The organism is Pararhodospirillum oryzae (genome assembly GCF_007992075.1).
Lineage (GTDB): Bacteria > Pseudomonadota > Alphaproteobacteria > Rhodospirillales > Rhodospirillaceae > Pararhodospirillum > Pararhodospirillum oryzae.
In genome coordinates, this window is the sequence record NZ_BJZO01000007.1 from 35,096 (window position 1) to 50,888 (window position 15,793).

A 15,793-nucleotide genomic window follows, 5' to 3' on the forward strand; every position below is an offset into this window, starting at 1 on the left:
GAAAAGTGTCGATGGGATACGAAAGGGTGCCGCCTCAGGCGGACTCAGGCGGACCCGGAAGGCTCCCCCGACGGGCCCGGGGAGGGCTCGGCGCACAACGCCTCCAGCTCGCTGGGCGTCAGGGCGTATGTTGCTTTGCAAAACTCGCACGTCACGTCAATGGTCCCGTTTTCCGCCAGGCTCTCGCGCTCCTCGACGGGCAAGGTCAGCAGGGCCCGCGCCACCTTGCGCGCCGAACAGCGGCAGCCATAAAACACCGGTCGCGGCGCCGCGAGGCGCAGGTCCTGGGCATGGAACGGCCGGCGCAGCAGGGCTTCGGGCGTCAGGGCCGGATCGGTCAGCTCGGCCGGGGTCAGCGAACGCATCAGCACGCTGGCCGTTTCCCAGGCGTCATCCCAGTCGGTTCCCCCGTCGTCGGCGGCGGGGCCGGCCGTCCGGGGCATGCGCTGAAGCAGCAAGGCGGTCGCGCCCCACGCCTCATCCCCGGCAACCGGCGGCCGGGTCGCCACCAGCAAGGTCGTGGGCAGCTGTTCCGACAGATCGAAATAGCGCTGGGCACACGCGGCCAGACTGTCCCCCTCGATCTGAACAATGCCCTGATAGCGCTCGGTGTGCGGCCCCTGATCGACGGTGAACGCCAGGTGCCCCTGCCCGATCAGGGCCGCGAGCCGCCCGGCGGCCGGCGGCTCCCCGGCCGGCAGGCGGCCGGCGTCGTAGCGCGCCACCGCCCGCACCATGCCGGCGCTGGTCACGTCGGCGATCAGCGCCCGCACCGGCCCGTCGCCTTGAATCTGCAAGGTGAACACGCCGTCGTACTTGAGAACCGACGACAACGCCACGCCCAGCACCACGGTTTCGGCGACCAGCGCGGCCACCACCGGCGGATAGTCATGCCCTGCCAGGGTATCGCCCACCGCGCGACCGGCCCGCACCAGGCGCCCCCGGAACTCGCCCGAGGCGAGGTGAAAGGGCAAGATCACGTTGTCGCCGAAAGCGCTCACGTCAGGCACCACGCCAGAATGGCCTTCTGGGCATGCAGGCGGTTTTCGGCCTCGTCCCACACCACCGACTGCGGCCCGTCGATGACATCCGCCGTCACTTCCTCTCCCCGGTGGGCCGGCAGGCAGTGCAAGAACAACGCCTCCGAGTGGGCCAGCGCCATCAGCGGCCGGTTGACCTGGTAGGGATGCAGCAGGCGCGTGCGCATCTCGCGCTCGGCTTCACCCACGCTCATCGACATCCAGGTGTCGGTCACGACGCAGTCGGCCCCGGCCGCCGCGGCGGCCGGATCGTCGGTCACGGTCACGTCGCCACCGTTGGCCCGCGTCCACGCGACGACATCGTCCGGAGGCGCGAACTCGGCCGGACAGGCCACGCGGATGGAAAACCCGAAGCGGGCCGCCGCCTTGATCCACGAGCACGACACGTTGTTGCCGTCGCCCACCCAGGCCACGACCTTGCCCGCGATCGGCCCCCGGTGTTCTTCCACCGTCATGATGTCGGCCAGGATCTGGCAGGGATGGGCCAGGTTGGTCAGACCGTTGATCACCGGCACGCTGGCGTGCGCCGCCAGTTCGTCCAGGTCGTCGTGGCTGTCGGTGCGCAGCATGATGGCATCGACGTAGCGCGACAGAACCCGCGCCGTGTCGGCGATGGTCTCGCCCCGGCTCAGTTGCAGCGTATCGCCGGTCAGCACCAGGACATCGCCCCCCAGCTGCCGCATGCCGACTTCGAACGACACCCGGGTTCGCGTGGAGTTGCGCTGGAAAATCAGCGCGAGGGTTTTTCCGGCCAGCACGGGGGTCTCGGGCGTGCCCGCGTGGCGGGCGGCCTTGAAGGCCGCCCCCTGGTCCACGATGCCACGCAAGGTCGCCGGGTCGATGTCGGCAAGATCAAGAAAATGACGAATGGGACGGGCCCGGGCCATGTCAGACGGTCTCCCCGGCAAGGCGCGCGCACGCACGCGCAAGACAAGCTTCGGCGGCCTCGATGTCGGCAAGGCCAAGGGTCAAGGGCGGCAGCAAACGCACGACGTTATCGGCGGCGGGCACCGCCAGCAGGCCCTCGTCGCGCAAGGCACTCAACAAGTCGGCGTTGGGACAGCGGCACGCGAGCCCCAGCAGCAGGCCCCGGCCGCGCACCTCGGCCAGCAGGCCGGGATAGCGCGCCACCAGGGCTTCCAGGCCCGCGCGCAAGGTGGCGGCATGGGCGCGGACCTGTTCCAGGAAACCGTCGGCCAGCAGCACGTCGAGCACGGCGTTGCCCACGGCCATGGCCAGCGGGTTGCCGCCAAAGGTGGTGCCATGGGTGCCGGCGGTCAGAACGCCCGCGAACGGCCCCCGCGCCAGGCACGCGCCCACCGGGAAGCCGCCGCCCAATCCCTTGGCGGTGGCCACCACGTCGGGCACGATCCCGTCGAGCTCGTGGGCGAACAAGGTGCCGGTGCGGCCCATGCCGGTCTGCACCTCGTCCAGAATCAACACCAGCCCTTCCTGGTCGGCCAGGGCGCGCAAGCCCGCCAGATACCCGGCGGGCGCCGGATGAACGCCGCCTTCGCCCTGGATGGGCTCCACCAGAATGGCGCCGGTCTCGGGAGTGATGGCGGCGCGGGCCGCCTCCAGGTCGCCATAGGGCACCCGGTCGAAGCCTTCCATCACCGGCTCGAAACCGTGGATGTGCTTTTGCTGGCCCCCGGCGGCAATGGTCGCCATCGTGCGCCCGTGAAAGGCGTTTTGGGTGACCAGGGTCCGCCAGCGCCGCACGCCGCCCAGGCGCTCGAACTGATAACGCCGGGCCAGCTTCAAGGACGCCTCGATGGCCTCGGCGCCCGAATTGCAAAACAGCACGGAATCAGCGAACGAAGCCGCCACCAGCCGCTCGGCCAGCCGCTCCTGCTCGGGAATGCGAAACAGGTTCGAGCAGTGCCACAGCTTGCCCGCCTGCCGGGTCAGGGCCTCCACCAGATGGGGATGGGCATGTCCCAGCGAGGTCACCGCGATGCCAGCGGCAAAATCAAGATATCGTCGCCCGTTGGTGGCATGCAGCCACGCCCCTTCGCCCCGGTCGAAGGACAGGTCAAGACGAGCATAGTTTGGCATCAAGGCCGGGATCGTGGACATCGGACACTCGCGTCAGGGGACCCCTCCGGCGGATGGGCTTGGGCGCCGGGACGACGAAAGACGCGTCCAGGGGCATGATGCCGGCCGGAGGAAAGCGAGTGTTATTACGCCTGCGCGTGCCGATGTCAACGGAAGGGGTCGGATTTCTCCAGATAGTCCTGCACATAGCGCCGCACGCCCTCTTCCAGGGGCGTGAAGGATCCCGGGTAGCCGGCCTGGCGCAGCCGGTCCATGCGCGCCTCGGTGAAATACTGGTAGCGGGGGCGCAAGGACTCGGGCATGTCGCGGTATTCCAGGCGGGGCGCCTGATCCAGGGCCCGGTAGACCGCGCTCGCCAGATCGGCGAACGAACGCGCCTGCCCGGTGCCCACGTTGAACAGGCCGCTGACCGTGGGCGTGTCGACCAGCCACGAGACCACGTCCACGACATCGTCCACCCAGATGAAATCACGCAGCTGGCCGCCGTCGGGAATGCCCTCGCGGTAGGACTTGAACAGCCCGAACGGCTTGCCCTCGCGCGCGAAGGGGTGGATCTGGTGCACGACGCTGCGCATCGGGCCCTTGTGCGCCTCGTTGGGGCCGTACACGTTGAAGAACTTGAGCCCGGCCCACTGCGGCGGCGTGGCCGCGCCCGACCTCACCAGCGCGCACAGGCGCCGGTCGATCATGTGCTTGGACCAGCCATAGGGATTCAACGGACGCAGGCGGGCCAGGGCCTCGGGCGTGAAGGCATCGTCGAAGCCTTCGTCGCCGGCGCCATAGGTGGCGGCGCTGCTGGCGTAGATGAAGCGCGCCCCGTGGCGGGTGCACCACGACCACAGATCAAGGGTCAGGCGCACGTTGTTGGCCACGATGCGGTCGACATCGGTTTCCGTGGTCGCCGAAATCGCCCCCATGTGGATGATCACGGCGATCTCGCCTTGGTGCGCGGCCAGGAAGGCCGGCAGGTCGGCGGGCGTGATGATGTCGGCCAGGGCGCGCTTGGCGATGTTGCGCCACTTGTCGCCGTCGCGCAGGCGGTCCACCACCACCAGGTCGTCGAAGCCCCGGGCTTCCAGGCCGGCCAGGATGTTCGAGCCGATGAAGCCGGCTCCGCCGGTTACGAGAATCATGGCCTGCCGTCCCCTGTGTTCAAGGATCCTTCAAGCCCGGGGTTATACGCATGTCGCCGGCGGGCGTCATCCCCCGATCCAGGGCCCCAGGCCTCCGCCGGGGAAGCGAACGAGGGCACGGGTTGCATCAAAGCGCGCGGGACCGCATAATACGGGCGGGTTCTCGGCCAGCGCCGCAGAGCCCTGCCGGCCGTTGGAGCCGGAAATCCACGAGCGTGTCGCGAAAGAGAGAGAGGGCATGACCCCCAGCAACCGCCTGTTTGACGATTTGTCGCGCCTTGCCGGCGGCGCCGCCGGCGCCCTGGGCGGATTGCGCGGCGAGATGGAAACCCTGATCCGCAGCCGGGTCGAGCGCATCCTGTCGGATATGAATCTCGTCCGTCGCGAGGATTTCGAGGTGGTCGAGGCCATGGTCCGCGAAGCCCGCGAGCGCCAGGAAGACCTGGAACGCCGGCTTGCCGAGATGGAAAGCCAGCTGGCCGCCCGCGCCGGCGCCAGCACCCATCCCCGACGGGGCGCCACCGCCCAGGCCCACCGCTCCACCCCCCCCGTCGACGGAGCCGCCCGCGTTGCACCGGACGACACGACGCCCTCCGACGCCTGAGGTCGTCCTCTCGCCCCCGGCCCCGGATCCCACGGGATCCGCCGGGGAAAGGGGACGAAGGGGTGTCCCGCCCGGACGAACACCCTTGACCCGGGAACCGTGCCACGTTGTCCGTGGACGTGTCCTTCCCGCACACACGGAGCCGTGGACATGACCACGATGATTTCTCCCCTGGAATCGGCCGCGCCCAATCCCATCGACCTGATTGAAACCATCGCCGCTTGCAAGGACTGGACCTTCGAGCGCCGGGGCGATCAGGAAATGGCCGCCGAGGTCCCGGGACACTGGTGCGATTACGGGCTGTTCTTCGCCTGGTCCGAGGACCTGGACGCCTTGCATTTCAGCTGCGCCTTCGACATGCGCACGCCCAAGGCCCGGCGCTCGGAAATCCTGGAACTGCTGGCCCTGCTCAACGAACGCCTGTGGCTGGGCCATTTTGCCTTGTGGACCGAAACCGGCATCCCGATGTTCCGCCACACCGTGCTGCTGACCGGGCAGGATCTGAACCGGGCCACGGTCGAGGAACTGGTCGAGATCGCCATCGGCGAATGCGAACGCTTCTATCCGGCCTTCCAGTTCGCCATCTGGGGCGGCAAGTCGGCCCAGGAAGCGATCGACGCCGCCTTGCTGGAAACCGTCGGGGAAGCGTGATGACATCGGAGTTGTTGGGCCTGCGCGTCTTGCTGCTGGGCTGCGGACGCATGGGTGGGTCGATGCTGGCCGGCTGGCTGGCGCAAGGACTTGATCCCGCCGCCGTTGCCGTGGTCGATCCGGCCGCCGAGGTGCCCCCCGGCGTGCGCCGGATCACCCAAGACGAGGCCCTGGCCCTGACCCCCCGGCCCGATATCTGCGTGGTCGCGGTCAAGCCCCAGATGATCAACTCGGTTCTTCCCGCTTACGGGCCGCTGGTGGCCCAGGGCACCGTGTTCCTGTCCATCGCCGCCGGCATCACCCTGGCCGGCATCGAGCGGATGTTGAACGCGCCCGCCGCCGTGGTGCGCGCCATGCCCAACACGCCCGCCGCCATCGGGCGCGGCATGACCGTGCTGTGCGCCAACCCCCGGGTCGAGGCCCCGGCCCGGGCCGCCTGCGAAACCCTGCTTTCGGCCGTGGGCGCCGTCGACTGGGTGGACGACGAGGCGCTGATGGACGAGGTGACGGCGCTGTCGGGCAGCGGGCCGGCCTATGTGTTCTTGCTGGTCGAGGCCATGGCCGAGGCTGGCCGGGCCGCGGGGCTTCCCCCCGCGCTGGCGGAAAAGCTGGCCCGGCAGACGGTCGCGGGATCGGGCGCCCTGCTCGATGCCCAGCCCGACGAGCCGGCCGCCCTGCGCCGCGCGGTGACCAGCCCCGGCGGCACCACCGCCGCCGCGCTCGCGGTGCTGATGGCCGACGACGGCCTGGCCCCCCTGATGAAGCGGGCCCTGGAAGCGGCCGCCCACCGCTCGCGCGAACTGGCCTCGTAACCGGGCCCGGTGGGGACTGGGGCGGAGCCCCGGAGAAAGGGACTGGGCGGAGCCCCGGAGAAAGGGCAGACCACCCCGTCGTGAAGCGTCCCTTTCTATTCCCCCGCCCGGCCCGGGCGCTTTTCGGCCCAGCGCTGGGCGGCGTGGGCGCCCCAGGCGGTGAGCCCGGCGGTCAGCACCAGGGCGCCGATCGACCAGCCATCGGGGTGACGCACGGTCGCGGCCAGCCGCTCGCCCAGCAGGGACAGCGCCACCACCCCCGGGGCCATGCCCACCGCCGTGCCCAGCAGGTAGACCCGCCAGCCGATCGGGCTTGCGCCATACAGCACGCTGAGAATTGAAAACGGCACCACCGGAATGTTGCGCAAGGCGGCCACGCCGGCCGCGCCGCCCTCGGCCAGGGCCAGGCCCCGCCAGCGCCTTTTCCCGGAGGGTTCCTGTCCGCGCCCCTTCCCGGGCGACTCCGGTTCGCGCCCAAGAACGGGCGACTCCGGTTCGCGCCCAAGAACGGGCGACACCCGCAGCCAGCGCCGCAGCCCCCGGCCGGCCACGAACAAGACCACGGCGCTGGCCATGAGGCCGGCCGCGTTGACGATCAAGGCAACAGCGGGAGGGAAGGCCAACCCCACGGCCAGGATCAAAACGGTAACGGGAAACCCCACCAGTCCCAGGGCGACAATCGCGCCGACGGCCGCCACCGGGGCCAGGGGATGGGCGAGCCAGGGCGCCGCCAGCGCGGCCAGCCGGACGGGATCAAGCAACGCCCCGGCGCCTGTGCCCCCCCAGGCCCACACGGTGGCGGCCGCCATTCCCGCCAGAACCAGCGCGAAGGCCCAGCGTTTGCGGCGAGCCAGGGCGACACCAGACGACCACGGCGACATGGGGGCTCCAGGGCGGACGAACCAGGGAAAGCCGGAACCGGCCCGCCCACAAGGCCCGCCCGCGACGCGGGGGTCAAGTCACCAAAAAAAGACGGCGCCCCCAGATGGCGCCGTCCCTCAACCTCTTGGCCATGTTTTTTCTTATTCCTCCCCGTCCGACCCCTTGTCGTCCGACGGACTGCTTCTTCTTCCAAGCAAGGCTCCGAGCGGTACCGGAGCCCGGGCCAGGCTTAGTGCAGCATCACCCCGGGAGGCACGCCCATCGGGCCATTGCCCAGCAGCATCAAGGCGGTGTCACTCGGCAGGGAGTAGAGGCATTCCAAGATGCCATCCCACACCGGGCCGTCCGGCGACAGATCGGCGAGAACCAGGGCAAAGGGCCCCTCTTCTTCCAAAACGCGCAGGCCGTTGTCGGCGGCGCTCGCCGTCACCACTTCGAAGCGATCTTCCAGCTGCAACCGCGCCTGATCAAGAATGATCGCATCCTCGCTCAGGATCAGAACCCGATTACCCATTTCACCCGCAAGTTTGGCACTCATGACCGTAACCCCCTGCTTTCTAGTCCGTGGATCGTTCGTTTCTTGTCGTCCGGTTCAGCCGGGTTGATCGCCCTTCCTGGACACACAGAGACGAAAGCAAGGGGCGTGCCAAACCTGTGGCGTTCATAATTCCTTAAATCATAAGCGTTCGGGTTGATTTTGGCGAAGGAAGACCCCGGTGCGTTCGCAATTTGCGACGCACTTTGAGCCGCAGGCGGGGAATCTAGCCGTGCGCCCCCTGCGCGGCGGCCTCGGCCGGCGTGCGCAGCCGCAACGACAGCGCATGCACGCCATCGGCGAACACCCCGTCCAGCACCGCCATGACAGCCTGGTGGCGTTCCAGGCGGGTAAGGCCCTCGAACCGCGCCGCGACGATCTCGACGTGCAGATGGGTTTCCCCGTGGCCGCCGTGTCCGGCCCGCATCGCCGCGTGATGCGCATGGCGCCGGGACTCATCGCGCACCGCGACATGCTCGGGGGCCAGCGCCGTTTCCAGGCGTTCAAAAATCTGCTCACTCACGGGAGGATGGGCCATGCGATATTTTTCCTTCGCCAGGGAAGCGGGGAAACATCCTGCCTCGCCAGCCGGGTTAGGGCTCGCGGACGAAAAAACCCCTTCCGACCCGATGTGGGCCGACTCCGGCACGGTTCAAGGGGAGAACCGGGAGGCGTCTTGCCTCAAGACAGCGCGGGCGCCATAGTGGGCCCATCATGACCCGCGCCGATAACACTGGATGGGATCGCCGCCGCAAGCGCCGCCCCATTCCCCCCCTTGACAGCTTCGGGCCCCAGGGCGCCGCGAAGACCCGTTTGTGCGACCATCCCGGCTGCACCCACGAGGGCCTGTACCGCGCCCCCAAAAGCCGCGATCTGCGCGAATACTACTGGTTCTGTCTGGAACACGTTCAGGCCTACAACAAGGCCTGGAACTACTATGATGGCCTGAACGAAACCGACATCGAAACCATGATCCGTCGCGCCACCGTCTGGGACCGCCCCACGTGGCCCCTGGGCGATCGCTGCGCCGGCGTCGCCGAGCGGATGCACGACCCCTTCACCGTGTTCGGCCCCGAGGGCATGGCCGGTGAAGGTCCCGGCCAGGACTCCCCCAGACCCCGCCACCGCGAGGATGGGCCGCGCGCGCGCGCCATGCGCGTGATGGACCTTGACGAGCCCCTGACATTGAGCGCGTTGAAAACCCGCTACAAAACCCTCGTGAAACGCTATCATCCCGACGCCAACGGGGGGGATCGCGACGCCGAGGAGCGCTTCAAGATGGTGACCGAAGCCTACCACGTCCTACGCGCCGCCCTGGGCGCCTGACGCCCGTTCGCTTTTCCCGGCCAAGGCGCCGCGTGCGCCCGTGCCTTTCCCCCCTTTGTTTGTGCCTTGCGATCTTCGAGGAATCCCCATGACCGCCGCCGAGCCCTTGCTGAATGCCCCCGACATCACCGTTCCGGTGCGCGACCTGTTCGGCCTTGATACCGACATGCACGTCCCCGCCTTTTCGCAGGCCAGCGAGCACGTACCCGATCGCGACAGCGCCTATCGCTTCGATCCCGATACCACGCTCGCGATTCTGGCCGGGTTCGCGCACAACCGCCGGGTGATGATCCAGGGCTACCACGGCACCGGCAAGTCCACCCACATCGAACAGGTGGCGGCGCGTCTCAACTGGCCTTGCATCCGCGTCAACCTCGACAGCCACGTCAGCCGCATTGATCTGGTGGGCAAGGATGCCATCGTGCTGCGCGATGGCCAGCAGATCACCGAGTTCCGCGAGGGCATCTTGCCCTGGTGCTTGCAGCGCCCCGTCGCCTTGGTGTTCGACGAATACGACGCCGGCCGTCCCGACGTGATGTTCGTCATCCAGCGCGTGCTGGAGGTCGAAGGGCGCCTGACGCTGCTCGACCAAAGCAAGGTCATCCGCCCGCATCCCTCTTTCCGCCTGTTCGCCACCACCAACACGGTGGGCCTGGGCGACACCACCGGCCTGTATCACGGCACCCAGCAGATCAACCAGGGCCAGATGGACCGCTGGAACATCGTGGCCACGCTCAACTACCTCGACCCCGACGTTGAACTGGGCATCGTTCTGGCCAAGCAGCCCCGCTACGACACGAACGAGGGGCGCAAGGCCCTGGCGGCCATGGTGGCGGTGGCGGACCTGACGCGCAGCGGCTTCATCAACGGCGACATTTCCACCGTCATGTCGCCGCGCACCGTGCTGACCTGGGCCGAGAACGCCCTGATCTTCGGCGACGATGCCTATGCCTTCCGGGTGACGTTCCTCAACAAGTGCGATGAAACGGAACGTCCGATCCTGGCCGAATACTACCAGCGCTGCTTTGGCCGCGACCTGCCCGAAAGCATCGCCGCGTCGCGCGTGACCTTGAGCTAGAGGGGGCGTTCGTGCAAAACCGCCGGCCCCTGGGGGCCACCAACGCGTCCGACACCGCCGTGGAAACCTTGAAGTCGGTCACGGCGGCCACCTTGCGCGCCATCGCCAAGCACCCCGGGCTCGCGGTCACGTATGCCCCCGGCCCCGGCGCCCTGGCCGGCGGTCAGGTCCGCCTGCCCCTGCCGCCCCGCATGCCCGAGCCGGGAATGCTGACCCGCCTGCGCGGCACCGCCGACAGCCTGGCCTTGAAGCTGCGCCACCACGACGCCACCCTGGCCGCGCGCCTGGAGCCCGGCAACGTGGCCGCGCGCGAAATCTACCAGGCCCTGGAACAAGCCCGCTACGAAAGCCTGGGCGCGCGCAAGATGGCGGGCGTGGCCTTGAACCTGGGCGGCACCATCGAGCGCCGCCTGGCTGGCGAGGGCTTCGCCTCCGTCACCGACCCCACCCAGGTGCCGGTGAACGACGCCGTGCGCCTGCTGGCGCTGGCCCGCTTTGGCGCGGTGCCGGCCGGCCCGGTGATGACCCAGGTCCAGGCCCTGGTGCGCACCGCCTTTCCTCCGGCCCTGGCCGGGGCGCTGGACCAGTTGGCCGGGGCCCTGGACGATCAGGCCCTTTTCGCCCGGGTGACCCGCTCTTTGCTGGCCGAGATGGGGCTGGAGGATTTCACCGACGAAACCGAGGAGTCGGAAAACGACGACGCCCCCTCGTCGGACGACAGCAACCCCGAGCCCGGCGATCCCGAGAAGGGCCCGCCCCCCGAGGGCGTGACCAGCCGTGGCCCGGAAAGCGACCCCAGCCTGGAAGCGGGCACCGGCGAGGGCGCCGAGGGCGACGATCAGGCCCAGTGCGCCGAGGATGGCATGATGCCGGGCGCCGACGGCGAGGATCCGGCCGGAGCCGGCGATCCCTCGCGCCGGCGCAACGAGCCGCCCCCCGAGATCGCGCCGCGCTACAAGGCCTTCACCCGCGCCTTCGACCAGGTGGTGGAAGCCCTTGATCTGTGCGATCCCGACGAACTCAACCGCCTGCGCGCCCAGTTGGACCGCCAGTTGGTTCCCCTGCAAGGGGTGGTGTCGCGCATCGCCAACCGCTTGCAACGGCGCTTGATGGCCCAGCAGACCCGGGCGTGGGAGTTCGACCTGGAAGACGGCATCCTCGACGTGGGCCGCCTCGCGCGGGTGGTCGCCAACCCGTCCCATGCCCTTTCCTACAAGCGCGAGAAGGAAACCGAGTTCCGCGACACCGTCGTGACCTTGCTCATCGACAACTCGGGCTCGATGCGCGGGCGCCCCATCGCCGTGGCCGCGCTCAGCGCCGACATCCTGGCGCGCACCCTGGAACGCTGCGGGGTGAAGGTCGAGATCCTGGGCTTCACGACCACCGCCTGGAAGGGCGGGCGTTCGCGCGAGATGTGGAAGGAAAACGGCCAGCCCGCCAACCCGGGCCGGCTCAACGACCTGCGCCATATCATCTACAAGCCGGCGGATCAGCCCTGGCGCCGGGCGCGCCGTGCCCTGGGCCTGATGCTGAAGGAAGGCATCTTGAAGGAAAACATCGACGGCGAGGCCCTGATGTGGGCGCATAGCCGGCTGGCCCTGCGCCCCGAGGCCCGGCGCGTGCTGATGGTCATTTCCGACGGCGCCCCGGTCGATGACAGCACCTTGTCGGCCAACACCGGCCATTACCTGGAATCCCATCTGCGCGAGGTCATCGCCCAGATTGAAACCACGTCATCGGTGCAGCTAGTGGCGATCGGGATTGGCCACGACGTGACGCGCTATTACCGCCGCGCCGTGACCTTGAACGACCCCGAGGACCTGGGCGGCACCATGATGCGCGAACTCCTGGCCCTGTTCTCGGAAGACGTCGACCCCCGCCGCGACCGCCGCGCCGCGCCGCTGGTCATGTAACCTCGCCGCCGCCCCCCTTTCCTCCCTGGTCAATGGGACAGCAAGGTGGGGACGGTGCTTTGGCCGACCAGGGGGCGGGTCACCCCCTGGCGCAGCCACGCGGGCAGGCTCAGGTGGCCAAACGCCCCCAGCACCAGAAGATCGCAGCCGAAGTCGGTCACCCGCGAGACCAGGGTATCGGCCACCGAAAGCGCATGGCGGGGCTCGCGCACCAAGGTGGCCTCGATCCCGTGGCGGCGCAGGTGGCGGACCACGCCCCCGGTTGACGGAGCCAGCTCGGCGGCGATTTCGGACGGAGGCGCGATCGACAGCAGATAGACCGCCTCGGCGTGGCGCATCAGGGGCAGCGCGTCGTTCAGCGCGCGCGCCGCCTCGCGGGTACCATTCCAGCCCACCAGCACGCGGCGCCCCAGGGTTTCCGCCTGGCCGTGGCAGGGCACCAGCAAAACCGGCCGCCCGCACCACTGAATGACCTGGGCGATCAGGTCGGGCGGCACCTCGCCGTGGGCATAAACCTCCTGGCACGCCCCCAGCAAGGCCAGATCGCTGTCGCGCGCGCCTTCCAAGGTGGCGTTGATCACCTCGGCCGCCCCCCCGGGAGGCGCCACGGCGGCATCGAACGACACCCCGACCGCCCGTGCCTCGGCCGCGAAGCGGTCGATGACATGCGCCCCCGTCGCCTGGGTGGTGAGCGGCAGGCCCTCGGGCAGCCCGTAGGTGGGAACCACGCCATCGACCTGGGCGAACAGGGCGCTGACATGGGCGTTGAACCGGCGCGCGAGCCCCAGGGCCAGCGCGACACGACGCGCACGCACCGGCGTGCTGTCCAGGTGCACGAACAGATGGCGCAGTTCCATTCCCCCCTCGCTTTTTTCTCGCCCGCACGCAAGGGGGAAGGCCGGGGCCAGCAGGGCCCGAACCGCCCCCTTGCACCGGGACAGCCCCTTCAGAGTCCGTCCGTTTCCCGTTGAAGCGGACGGACTCTGGATCCCTTTGTTTGAGTTTGTCCTTGCGGGAAAAGCGGTACCCCCTTTTCCCTGACGAACTCTAGATCGCCAGATACGTCTGGCGCAGCTCGGCGTTATCCAGAACCTCCTGGGCGGTGCCGTCGAACACCAGTTCTCCCATGTCCATGATGATCGCCCGGTCGGCCAGGTGCAGGGCCGCGATCGCGTTCTGCTCCACGATGATCGTGGTAATACCCAGCTCCTTGACGCTTTCCAGCGTGCGTTCGATTTCGTGCACGATGACCGGCGCCAACCCTTCATAGGGTTCGTCGAGCAGCAGCAGCTTGATATCGCGGGCGAGCGCCCGACTGATCGCCAGCATCTGCTGCTCGCCACCCGACAAGGTAACGGCTTCCTGGTTGCGCCGTTCCCCCAGGCGGGGGAACAACTCGTAGATGCGCTCGATCGACCAGCCGATCGGGGGCGCGATCTGCGACAAGATCAGGTTTTCCTCGACCGTCAGGCCGGGAATGATCCGCCGGTCCTCGGGCACCAGGGCGACGCCGTTGCGCGCCGCCTGATGGGCCTGCATGCGGTGCAGCGGCTTGTGGTCGAGCCAGATTTCGCCGTGGCGCAACTGCGGGCTGTCAACCCGGGCCAAGGTGCGCAAGGTCGAGGTCTTGCCGGCGCCGTTGCGGCCCAGGAAAGCCAGGATCTCGCCCTCGCGCACGTCGAAGCTGACGCCCTGCACGACGTAGCTTTCGCCGTAATAGGCATGCACGTCGCGGCAATAGAAGAACGCCGGCGCGGTGCCCAGGGCCTGGATGGGCTTCTTGCCCGGCGCCTTGGCCCCATCGAAGGCCGGCAGCAAGGTGGGGGTGTCGGTCATAGATGCGCGCCTCCCAGATAGGCTTCCTGGACCTTGGGGTTGCCCCGGACTTCGTCGGGCGTGCCTTCGCAGATGATGGTGCCCTGGGCCAGGACCGTGATGCGATCGGCAAGCGAAAACACCACGTGCATGTCGTGTTCGATGATGACCTTGGTCAGGCCGGTCTTCTTGACCTCCTGCAACAGGTCGATGGTGCGGTTGGTGTCGTGGCGCGCCATGCCCGCCGTGGGCTCGTCGAGCAACAAAAGGCGCGGGCGCTGCACCAGGCCCATCGCCATTTCCAGGCGCCGCTTGTCGCCGCGCGACAGGTGGGCGGCCTCGCGGTCCTTCTGCTCGGCCAGGCCCAGGTCCTCCAGCATGGCCAGCGCCTGGTCGCGCACGTCGGTGTCCTTGAACAGGCTGGCGAAGGCGTTGAAGCGGAACGAGCCCTCCTTCTTGGCCAGCGCCGGGATCATCACGTTTTGCAGCAAGGTCAGGTCGGGGAAAATCTCGGGGGTCTGGAACACCCGCACCACCCCCACCTGATTGATCTCGAACGGCTTCAGGCCGGTGAGCGAGCGCCCGCCGAACATCACCGAGCCGCTGTCGGGCACCAGGCGGCCGATCACCGTGTTGAGCAAGGTGGACTTGCCCGCCCCGTTGGGGCCGATGATGGCGTGGGTGGTGCCCTGCTCGATGGCCAGGTTGATGTTGGTCAGGGCCTTGAGGCCGCCGAAACTTTTGTGCACGTCCTTGACGTGAAGCAGGATATCGCCCATGGCCCTAGCCCTCCACCGACGAAGGCGGCACGACGGCCGCGCCTTCCGGGTCGCTGTTCCGGTCCCGGCGCGCCTTCACCAGACGGGTCAGACGACGGATGCCTTCCATCAGGCCTCCGGGCAGGAAGATGACCACCAGCATGAACAGCACCCCCAAGGTCAGGTGCCAGCCATGGCCCACGAACGGGCTGATCAGGAAAACCAGGGTGTTTTCCAGGAAATCGGGCAGGAACGAAAAGGCGTCGTGCAGGGTCTGGGCGTTGAAGCTGCTGAAGATGTTTTCAAAGTACTTGATCAACCCGGCGCCCAGCAGCGGCCCGACCAGGGTGCCGGCCCCGCCCAGGATGGTCATCAGCACCACCTCGCCCGAGGCGGTCCACTGCATGCGCTCGGCCCCGGCCAGCGGATCGGTGACCACCAGCAAGGCCCCCGCGAGCCCCGCGTACATGCCCGACAGGATGAAAGCAACCCAAAGGTGCGGCTTGGGATTGAACCCCGTGTACAACAGCCGCGTCTGATTGGATTTGATCGCGCGCAGCTTCAGGCCGAAGGGCGAATTGAAAATGCGCAGCGCGACGAAGAAGGCGCCGATCAAGGCCACGGCGCAGAAGTAGAAGCCGGGATAGCCGGTCATCTCCAGGCCAAACAGCGAGGTGGACGGCAAGCCGGCCTCGGGCACCACGCCCGCCAGCTGGTCGAACACGCGCGCGTCGGTCTGGGTCAGCTTGAGGCCGGTTTCGCCGTTGGTGATCGGGGTCAGCACCGAATAGGCCATGTTGTAGGACATCTGGGCCAGCGCCAGGGTCAGGATCGAAAAGTAGATGCCCGAGCGGCGCAGGCACACGTAGCCGATCAGGGCGGCGAACAGCCCCGAGATCAGCACGCCCCCCAGCACGGCGGGCAGCACGTTGGCGCTGAGCGCCTTGAAAGACCACATGGCGGCATACGATCCCACGCCCAGGAACGCGGCGTGGCCAAACGACAAGTAGCCGGTCAGACCGAACAGGATGTTGAACCCAATGGCGAAAATGCCGTAGATGGCGAACTTTTGCAGCAAGTCGGGGTAGGAAGCCCCAAACGGCGCCATCCAAAGGGGCATGGTGAGGATCACGACGGCGAACACCGCCATGACCAGGGCCTCGCGGCGCGGGGAATCAAGGGTCATGG

General features: G+C 68.3%; 17 protein-coding genes. 6 read left to right on the forward strand and 11 right to left on the reverse strand.

Annotated features, from left to right (window positions below; translation table 11 throughout):
* Positions 1–44 precede the first annotated feature (44 nt).
* The 4 genes from hslO to rfaD all read right to left on the reverse strand — a co-directional run bounded on the left by hslO (position 45) and on the right by rfaD (position 4,231).
* Positions 45–1,001 (reverse strand): Hsp33 family molecular chaperone HslO, encoded by a 957-nt coding sequence (gene hslO / locus ROR02_RS02215; RefSeq protein WP_147162375.1) that lies wholly within the window; start codon positions 999–1,001, stop codon positions 45–47.
* Positions 998–1,927: an ornithine carbamoyltransferase gene (gene argF / locus ROR02_RS02220; protein ID WP_147162376.1), complete on the reverse strand. Its 930-nt coding sequence runs from the start codon at positions 1,925–1,927 to the stop codon at positions 998–1,000. Before argF ends, hslO begins: the two co-directional genes overlap by 4 nt.
* Before the next feature lies 1 nt (position 1,928).
* Positions 1,929–3,119 (reverse strand): aspartate aminotransferase family protein, encoded by a 1,191-nt coding sequence (locus ROR02_RS02225; RefSeq protein ID WP_147162377.1) that lies wholly within the window; start codon positions 3,117–3,119, stop codon positions 1,929–1,931.
* Between the two features lie 125 nt (positions 3,120–3,244).
* Positions 3,245–4,231: an ADP-glyceromanno-heptose 6-epimerase gene (rfaD, locus tag ROR02_RS02230; protein WP_147162378.1), complete on the reverse strand. Its 987-nt coding sequence runs from the start codon at positions 4,229–4,231 to the stop codon at positions 3,245–3,247.
* Between the two features lie 238 nt (positions 4,232–4,469).
* Here rfaD and ROR02_RS02235 point away from each other — a divergent pair, with 238 nt between their 5' ends.
* From ROR02_RS02235 to proC, 3 genes are all read left to right on the forward strand, one after another.
* Complete coding sequence (locus tag ROR02_RS02235; RefSeq protein WP_176599698.1) at positions 4,470–4,835, forward strand: accessory factor UbiK family protein; 366 nt, start codon at positions 4,470–4,472, stop codon at positions 4,833–4,835.
* 150 nt (positions 4,836–4,985) lie between these two features.
* Positions 4,986–5,486, forward strand: a complete 501-nt coding sequence (locus ROR02_RS02240; protein ID WP_147162379.1) for a type III secretion system chaperone family protein — start codon at positions 4,986–4,988, stop codon at positions 5,484–5,486.
* Positions 5,486–6,298, forward strand: a complete 813-nt coding sequence (gene proC / locus ROR02_RS02245) for a pyrroline-5-carboxylate reductase (RefSeq protein WP_147162380.1) — start codon at positions 5,486–5,488, stop codon at positions 6,296–6,298. The genes ROR02_RS02240 and proC overlap by 1 nt, the downstream gene beginning before the upstream one ends.
* A 95-nt stretch (positions 6,299–6,393) precedes the next feature.
* Here the strand turns inward: proC and ROR02_RS02250 are convergent, their stop codons facing one another.
* From ROR02_RS02250 to ROR02_RS02260, 3 genes are all read right to left on the reverse strand, one after another.
* On the reverse strand, positions 6,394–7,179 hold the full coding sequence (locus tag ROR02_RS02250) for a TVP38/TMEM64 family protein (RefSeq protein ID WP_147162381.1): 786 nt from the start codon (positions 7,177–7,179) through the stop codon (positions 6,394–6,396).
* A gap of 230 nt (positions 7,180–7,409) precedes the next feature.
* A complete protein-coding gene (locus ROR02_RS02255; protein WP_147162382.1) occupies positions 7,410–7,718 on the reverse strand; it encodes a hypothetical protein in 309 nt (102 codons plus the stop codon).
* 223 nt (positions 7,719–7,941) lie between these two features.
* A complete protein-coding gene (locus ROR02_RS02260; RefSeq protein WP_147162383.1) occupies positions 7,942–8,253 on the reverse strand; it encodes a BolA family protein in 312 nt (103 codons plus the stop codon).
* A 176-nt stretch (positions 8,254–8,429) separates the two neighbouring features.
* On the opposite strand from ROR02_RS02260, the gene ROR02_RS02265 reads away from it, so the two are divergent.
* The 3 genes from ROR02_RS02265 to ROR02_RS02275 all read left to right on the forward strand — a co-directional run bounded on the left by ROR02_RS02265 (position 8,430) and on the right by ROR02_RS02275 (position 12,032).
* Entirely contained in the window at positions 8,430–9,041 is a 612-nt protein-coding gene (locus ROR02_RS02265; RefSeq protein ID WP_147162384.1) for a J domain-containing protein, read from the forward strand.
* Between the two features lie 88 nt (positions 9,042–9,129).
* Positions 9,130–10,119: a cobaltochelatase subunit CobS gene (gene cobS / locus ROR02_RS02270; RefSeq protein ID WP_147162385.1), complete on the forward strand. Its 990-nt coding sequence runs from the start codon at positions 9,130–9,132 to the stop codon at positions 10,117–10,119.
* 11 nt (positions 10,120–10,130) lie between these two features.
* Entirely contained in the window at positions 10,131–12,032 is a 1,902-nt protein-coding gene (locus tag ROR02_RS02275) for a cobaltochelatase CobT-related protein (RefSeq protein ID WP_147162386.1), read from the forward strand.
* Positions 12,033–12,061: 29 nt separating this feature from the next.
* Here ROR02_RS02275 and ROR02_RS02280 read toward each other — a convergent pair whose 3' ends face one another.
* From ROR02_RS02280 to ROR02_RS02295, 4 genes are all read right to left on the reverse strand, one after another.
* Complete coding sequence (locus ROR02_RS02280) at positions 12,062–12,889, reverse strand: universal stress protein (RefSeq protein WP_147162387.1); 828 nt, start codon at positions 12,887–12,889, stop codon at positions 12,062–12,064.
* Positions 12,890–13,079: 190 nt separating this feature from the next.
* Positions 13,080–13,868 carry an ABC transporter ATP-binding protein gene (locus ROR02_RS02285; RefSeq protein ID WP_147162388.1) on the reverse strand — a complete coding sequence of 263 codons (789 nt, stop codon included), beginning with the start codon at positions 13,866–13,868 and terminating at the stop codon, positions 13,080–13,082.
* Positions 13,865–14,626, reverse strand: a complete 762-nt coding sequence (locus ROR02_RS02290) for an ABC transporter ATP-binding protein (protein WP_147162389.1) — start codon at positions 14,624–14,626, stop codon at positions 13,865–13,867. The genes ROR02_RS02285 and ROR02_RS02290 overlap by 4 nt, the downstream gene beginning before the upstream one ends.
* A gap of 4 nt (positions 14,627–14,630) precedes the next feature.
* Positions 14,631–15,791: a branched-chain amino acid ABC transporter permease gene (locus ROR02_RS02295; RefSeq protein ID WP_147162390.1), complete on the reverse strand. Its 1,161-nt coding sequence runs from the start codon at positions 15,789–15,791 to the stop codon at positions 14,631–14,633.
* Positions 15,792–15,793 lie beyond the last annotated feature (2 nt).

Excerpts from the sequence above, each read along its gene's own strand:
- cobS (WP_147162385.1), top strand. The coding sequence starts at position 9,130 with ATGACCGCCGCCGAGCCCTTGCTGAATGCCCCCGACATCACCGTTCCG.
- ROR02_RS02290 (WP_147162389.1), bottom strand. The coding sequence starts at position 14,626 with ATGGGCGATATCCTGCTTCACGTCAAGGACGTGCACAAAAGTTTCGGC.
- ROR02_RS02295 (WP_147162390.1), bottom strand. The coding sequence starts at position 15,791 with ATGACCCTTGATTCCCCGCGCCGCGAGGCCCTGGTCATGGCGGTGTTC.
- argF (WP_147162376.1), bottom strand. The coding sequence starts at position 1,927 with ATGGCCCGGGCCCGTCCCATTCGTCATTTTCTTGATCTTGCCGACATC.
- ROR02_RS02250 (WP_147162381.1), bottom strand. The coding sequence starts at position 7,179 with ATGTCGCCGTGGTCGTCTGGTGTCGCCCTGGCTCGCCGCAAACGCTGG.
- rfaD (WP_147162378.1), bottom strand. The coding sequence starts at position 4,231 with ATGATTCTCGTAACCGGCGGAGCCGGCTTCATCGGCTCGAACATCCTG.
- ROR02_RS02235 (WP_176599698.1), top strand. The coding sequence starts at position 4,470 with ATGACCCCCAGCAACCGCCTGTTTGACGATTTGTCGCGCCTTGCCGGC.
- ROR02_RS02285 (WP_147162388.1), bottom strand. The coding sequence starts at position 13,868 with ATGACCGACACCCCCACCTTGCTGCCGGCCTTCGATGGGGCCAAGGCG.
- ROR02_RS02265 (WP_147162384.1), top strand. The coding sequence starts at position 8,430 with ATGACCCGCGCCGATAACACTGGATGGGATCGCCGCCGCAAGCGCCGC.
- ROR02_RS02255 (WP_147162382.1), bottom strand. The coding sequence starts at position 7,718 with ATGAGTGCCAAACTTGCGGGTGAAATGGGTAATCGGGTTCTGATCCTG.
- ROR02_RS02240 (WP_147162379.1), top strand. The coding sequence starts at position 4,986 with ATGACCACGATGATTTCTCCCCTGGAATCGGCCGCGCCCAATCCCATC.
- ROR02_RS02225 (WP_147162377.1), bottom strand. The coding sequence starts at position 3,119 with ATGTCCACGATCCCGGCCTTGATGCCAAACTATGCTCGTCTTGACCTG.
- ROR02_RS02260 (WP_147162383.1), bottom strand. The coding sequence starts at position 8,253 with ATGGCCCATCCTCCCGTGAGTGAGCAGATTTTTGAACGCCTGGAAACG.
- ROR02_RS02280 (WP_147162387.1), bottom strand. The coding sequence starts at position 12,889 with ATGGAACTGCGCCATCTGTTCGTGCACCTGGACAGCACGCCGGTGCGT.
- proC (WP_147162380.1), top strand. The coding sequence starts at position 5,486 with ATGACATCGGAGTTGTTGGGCCTGCGCGTCTTGCTGCTGGGCTGCGGA.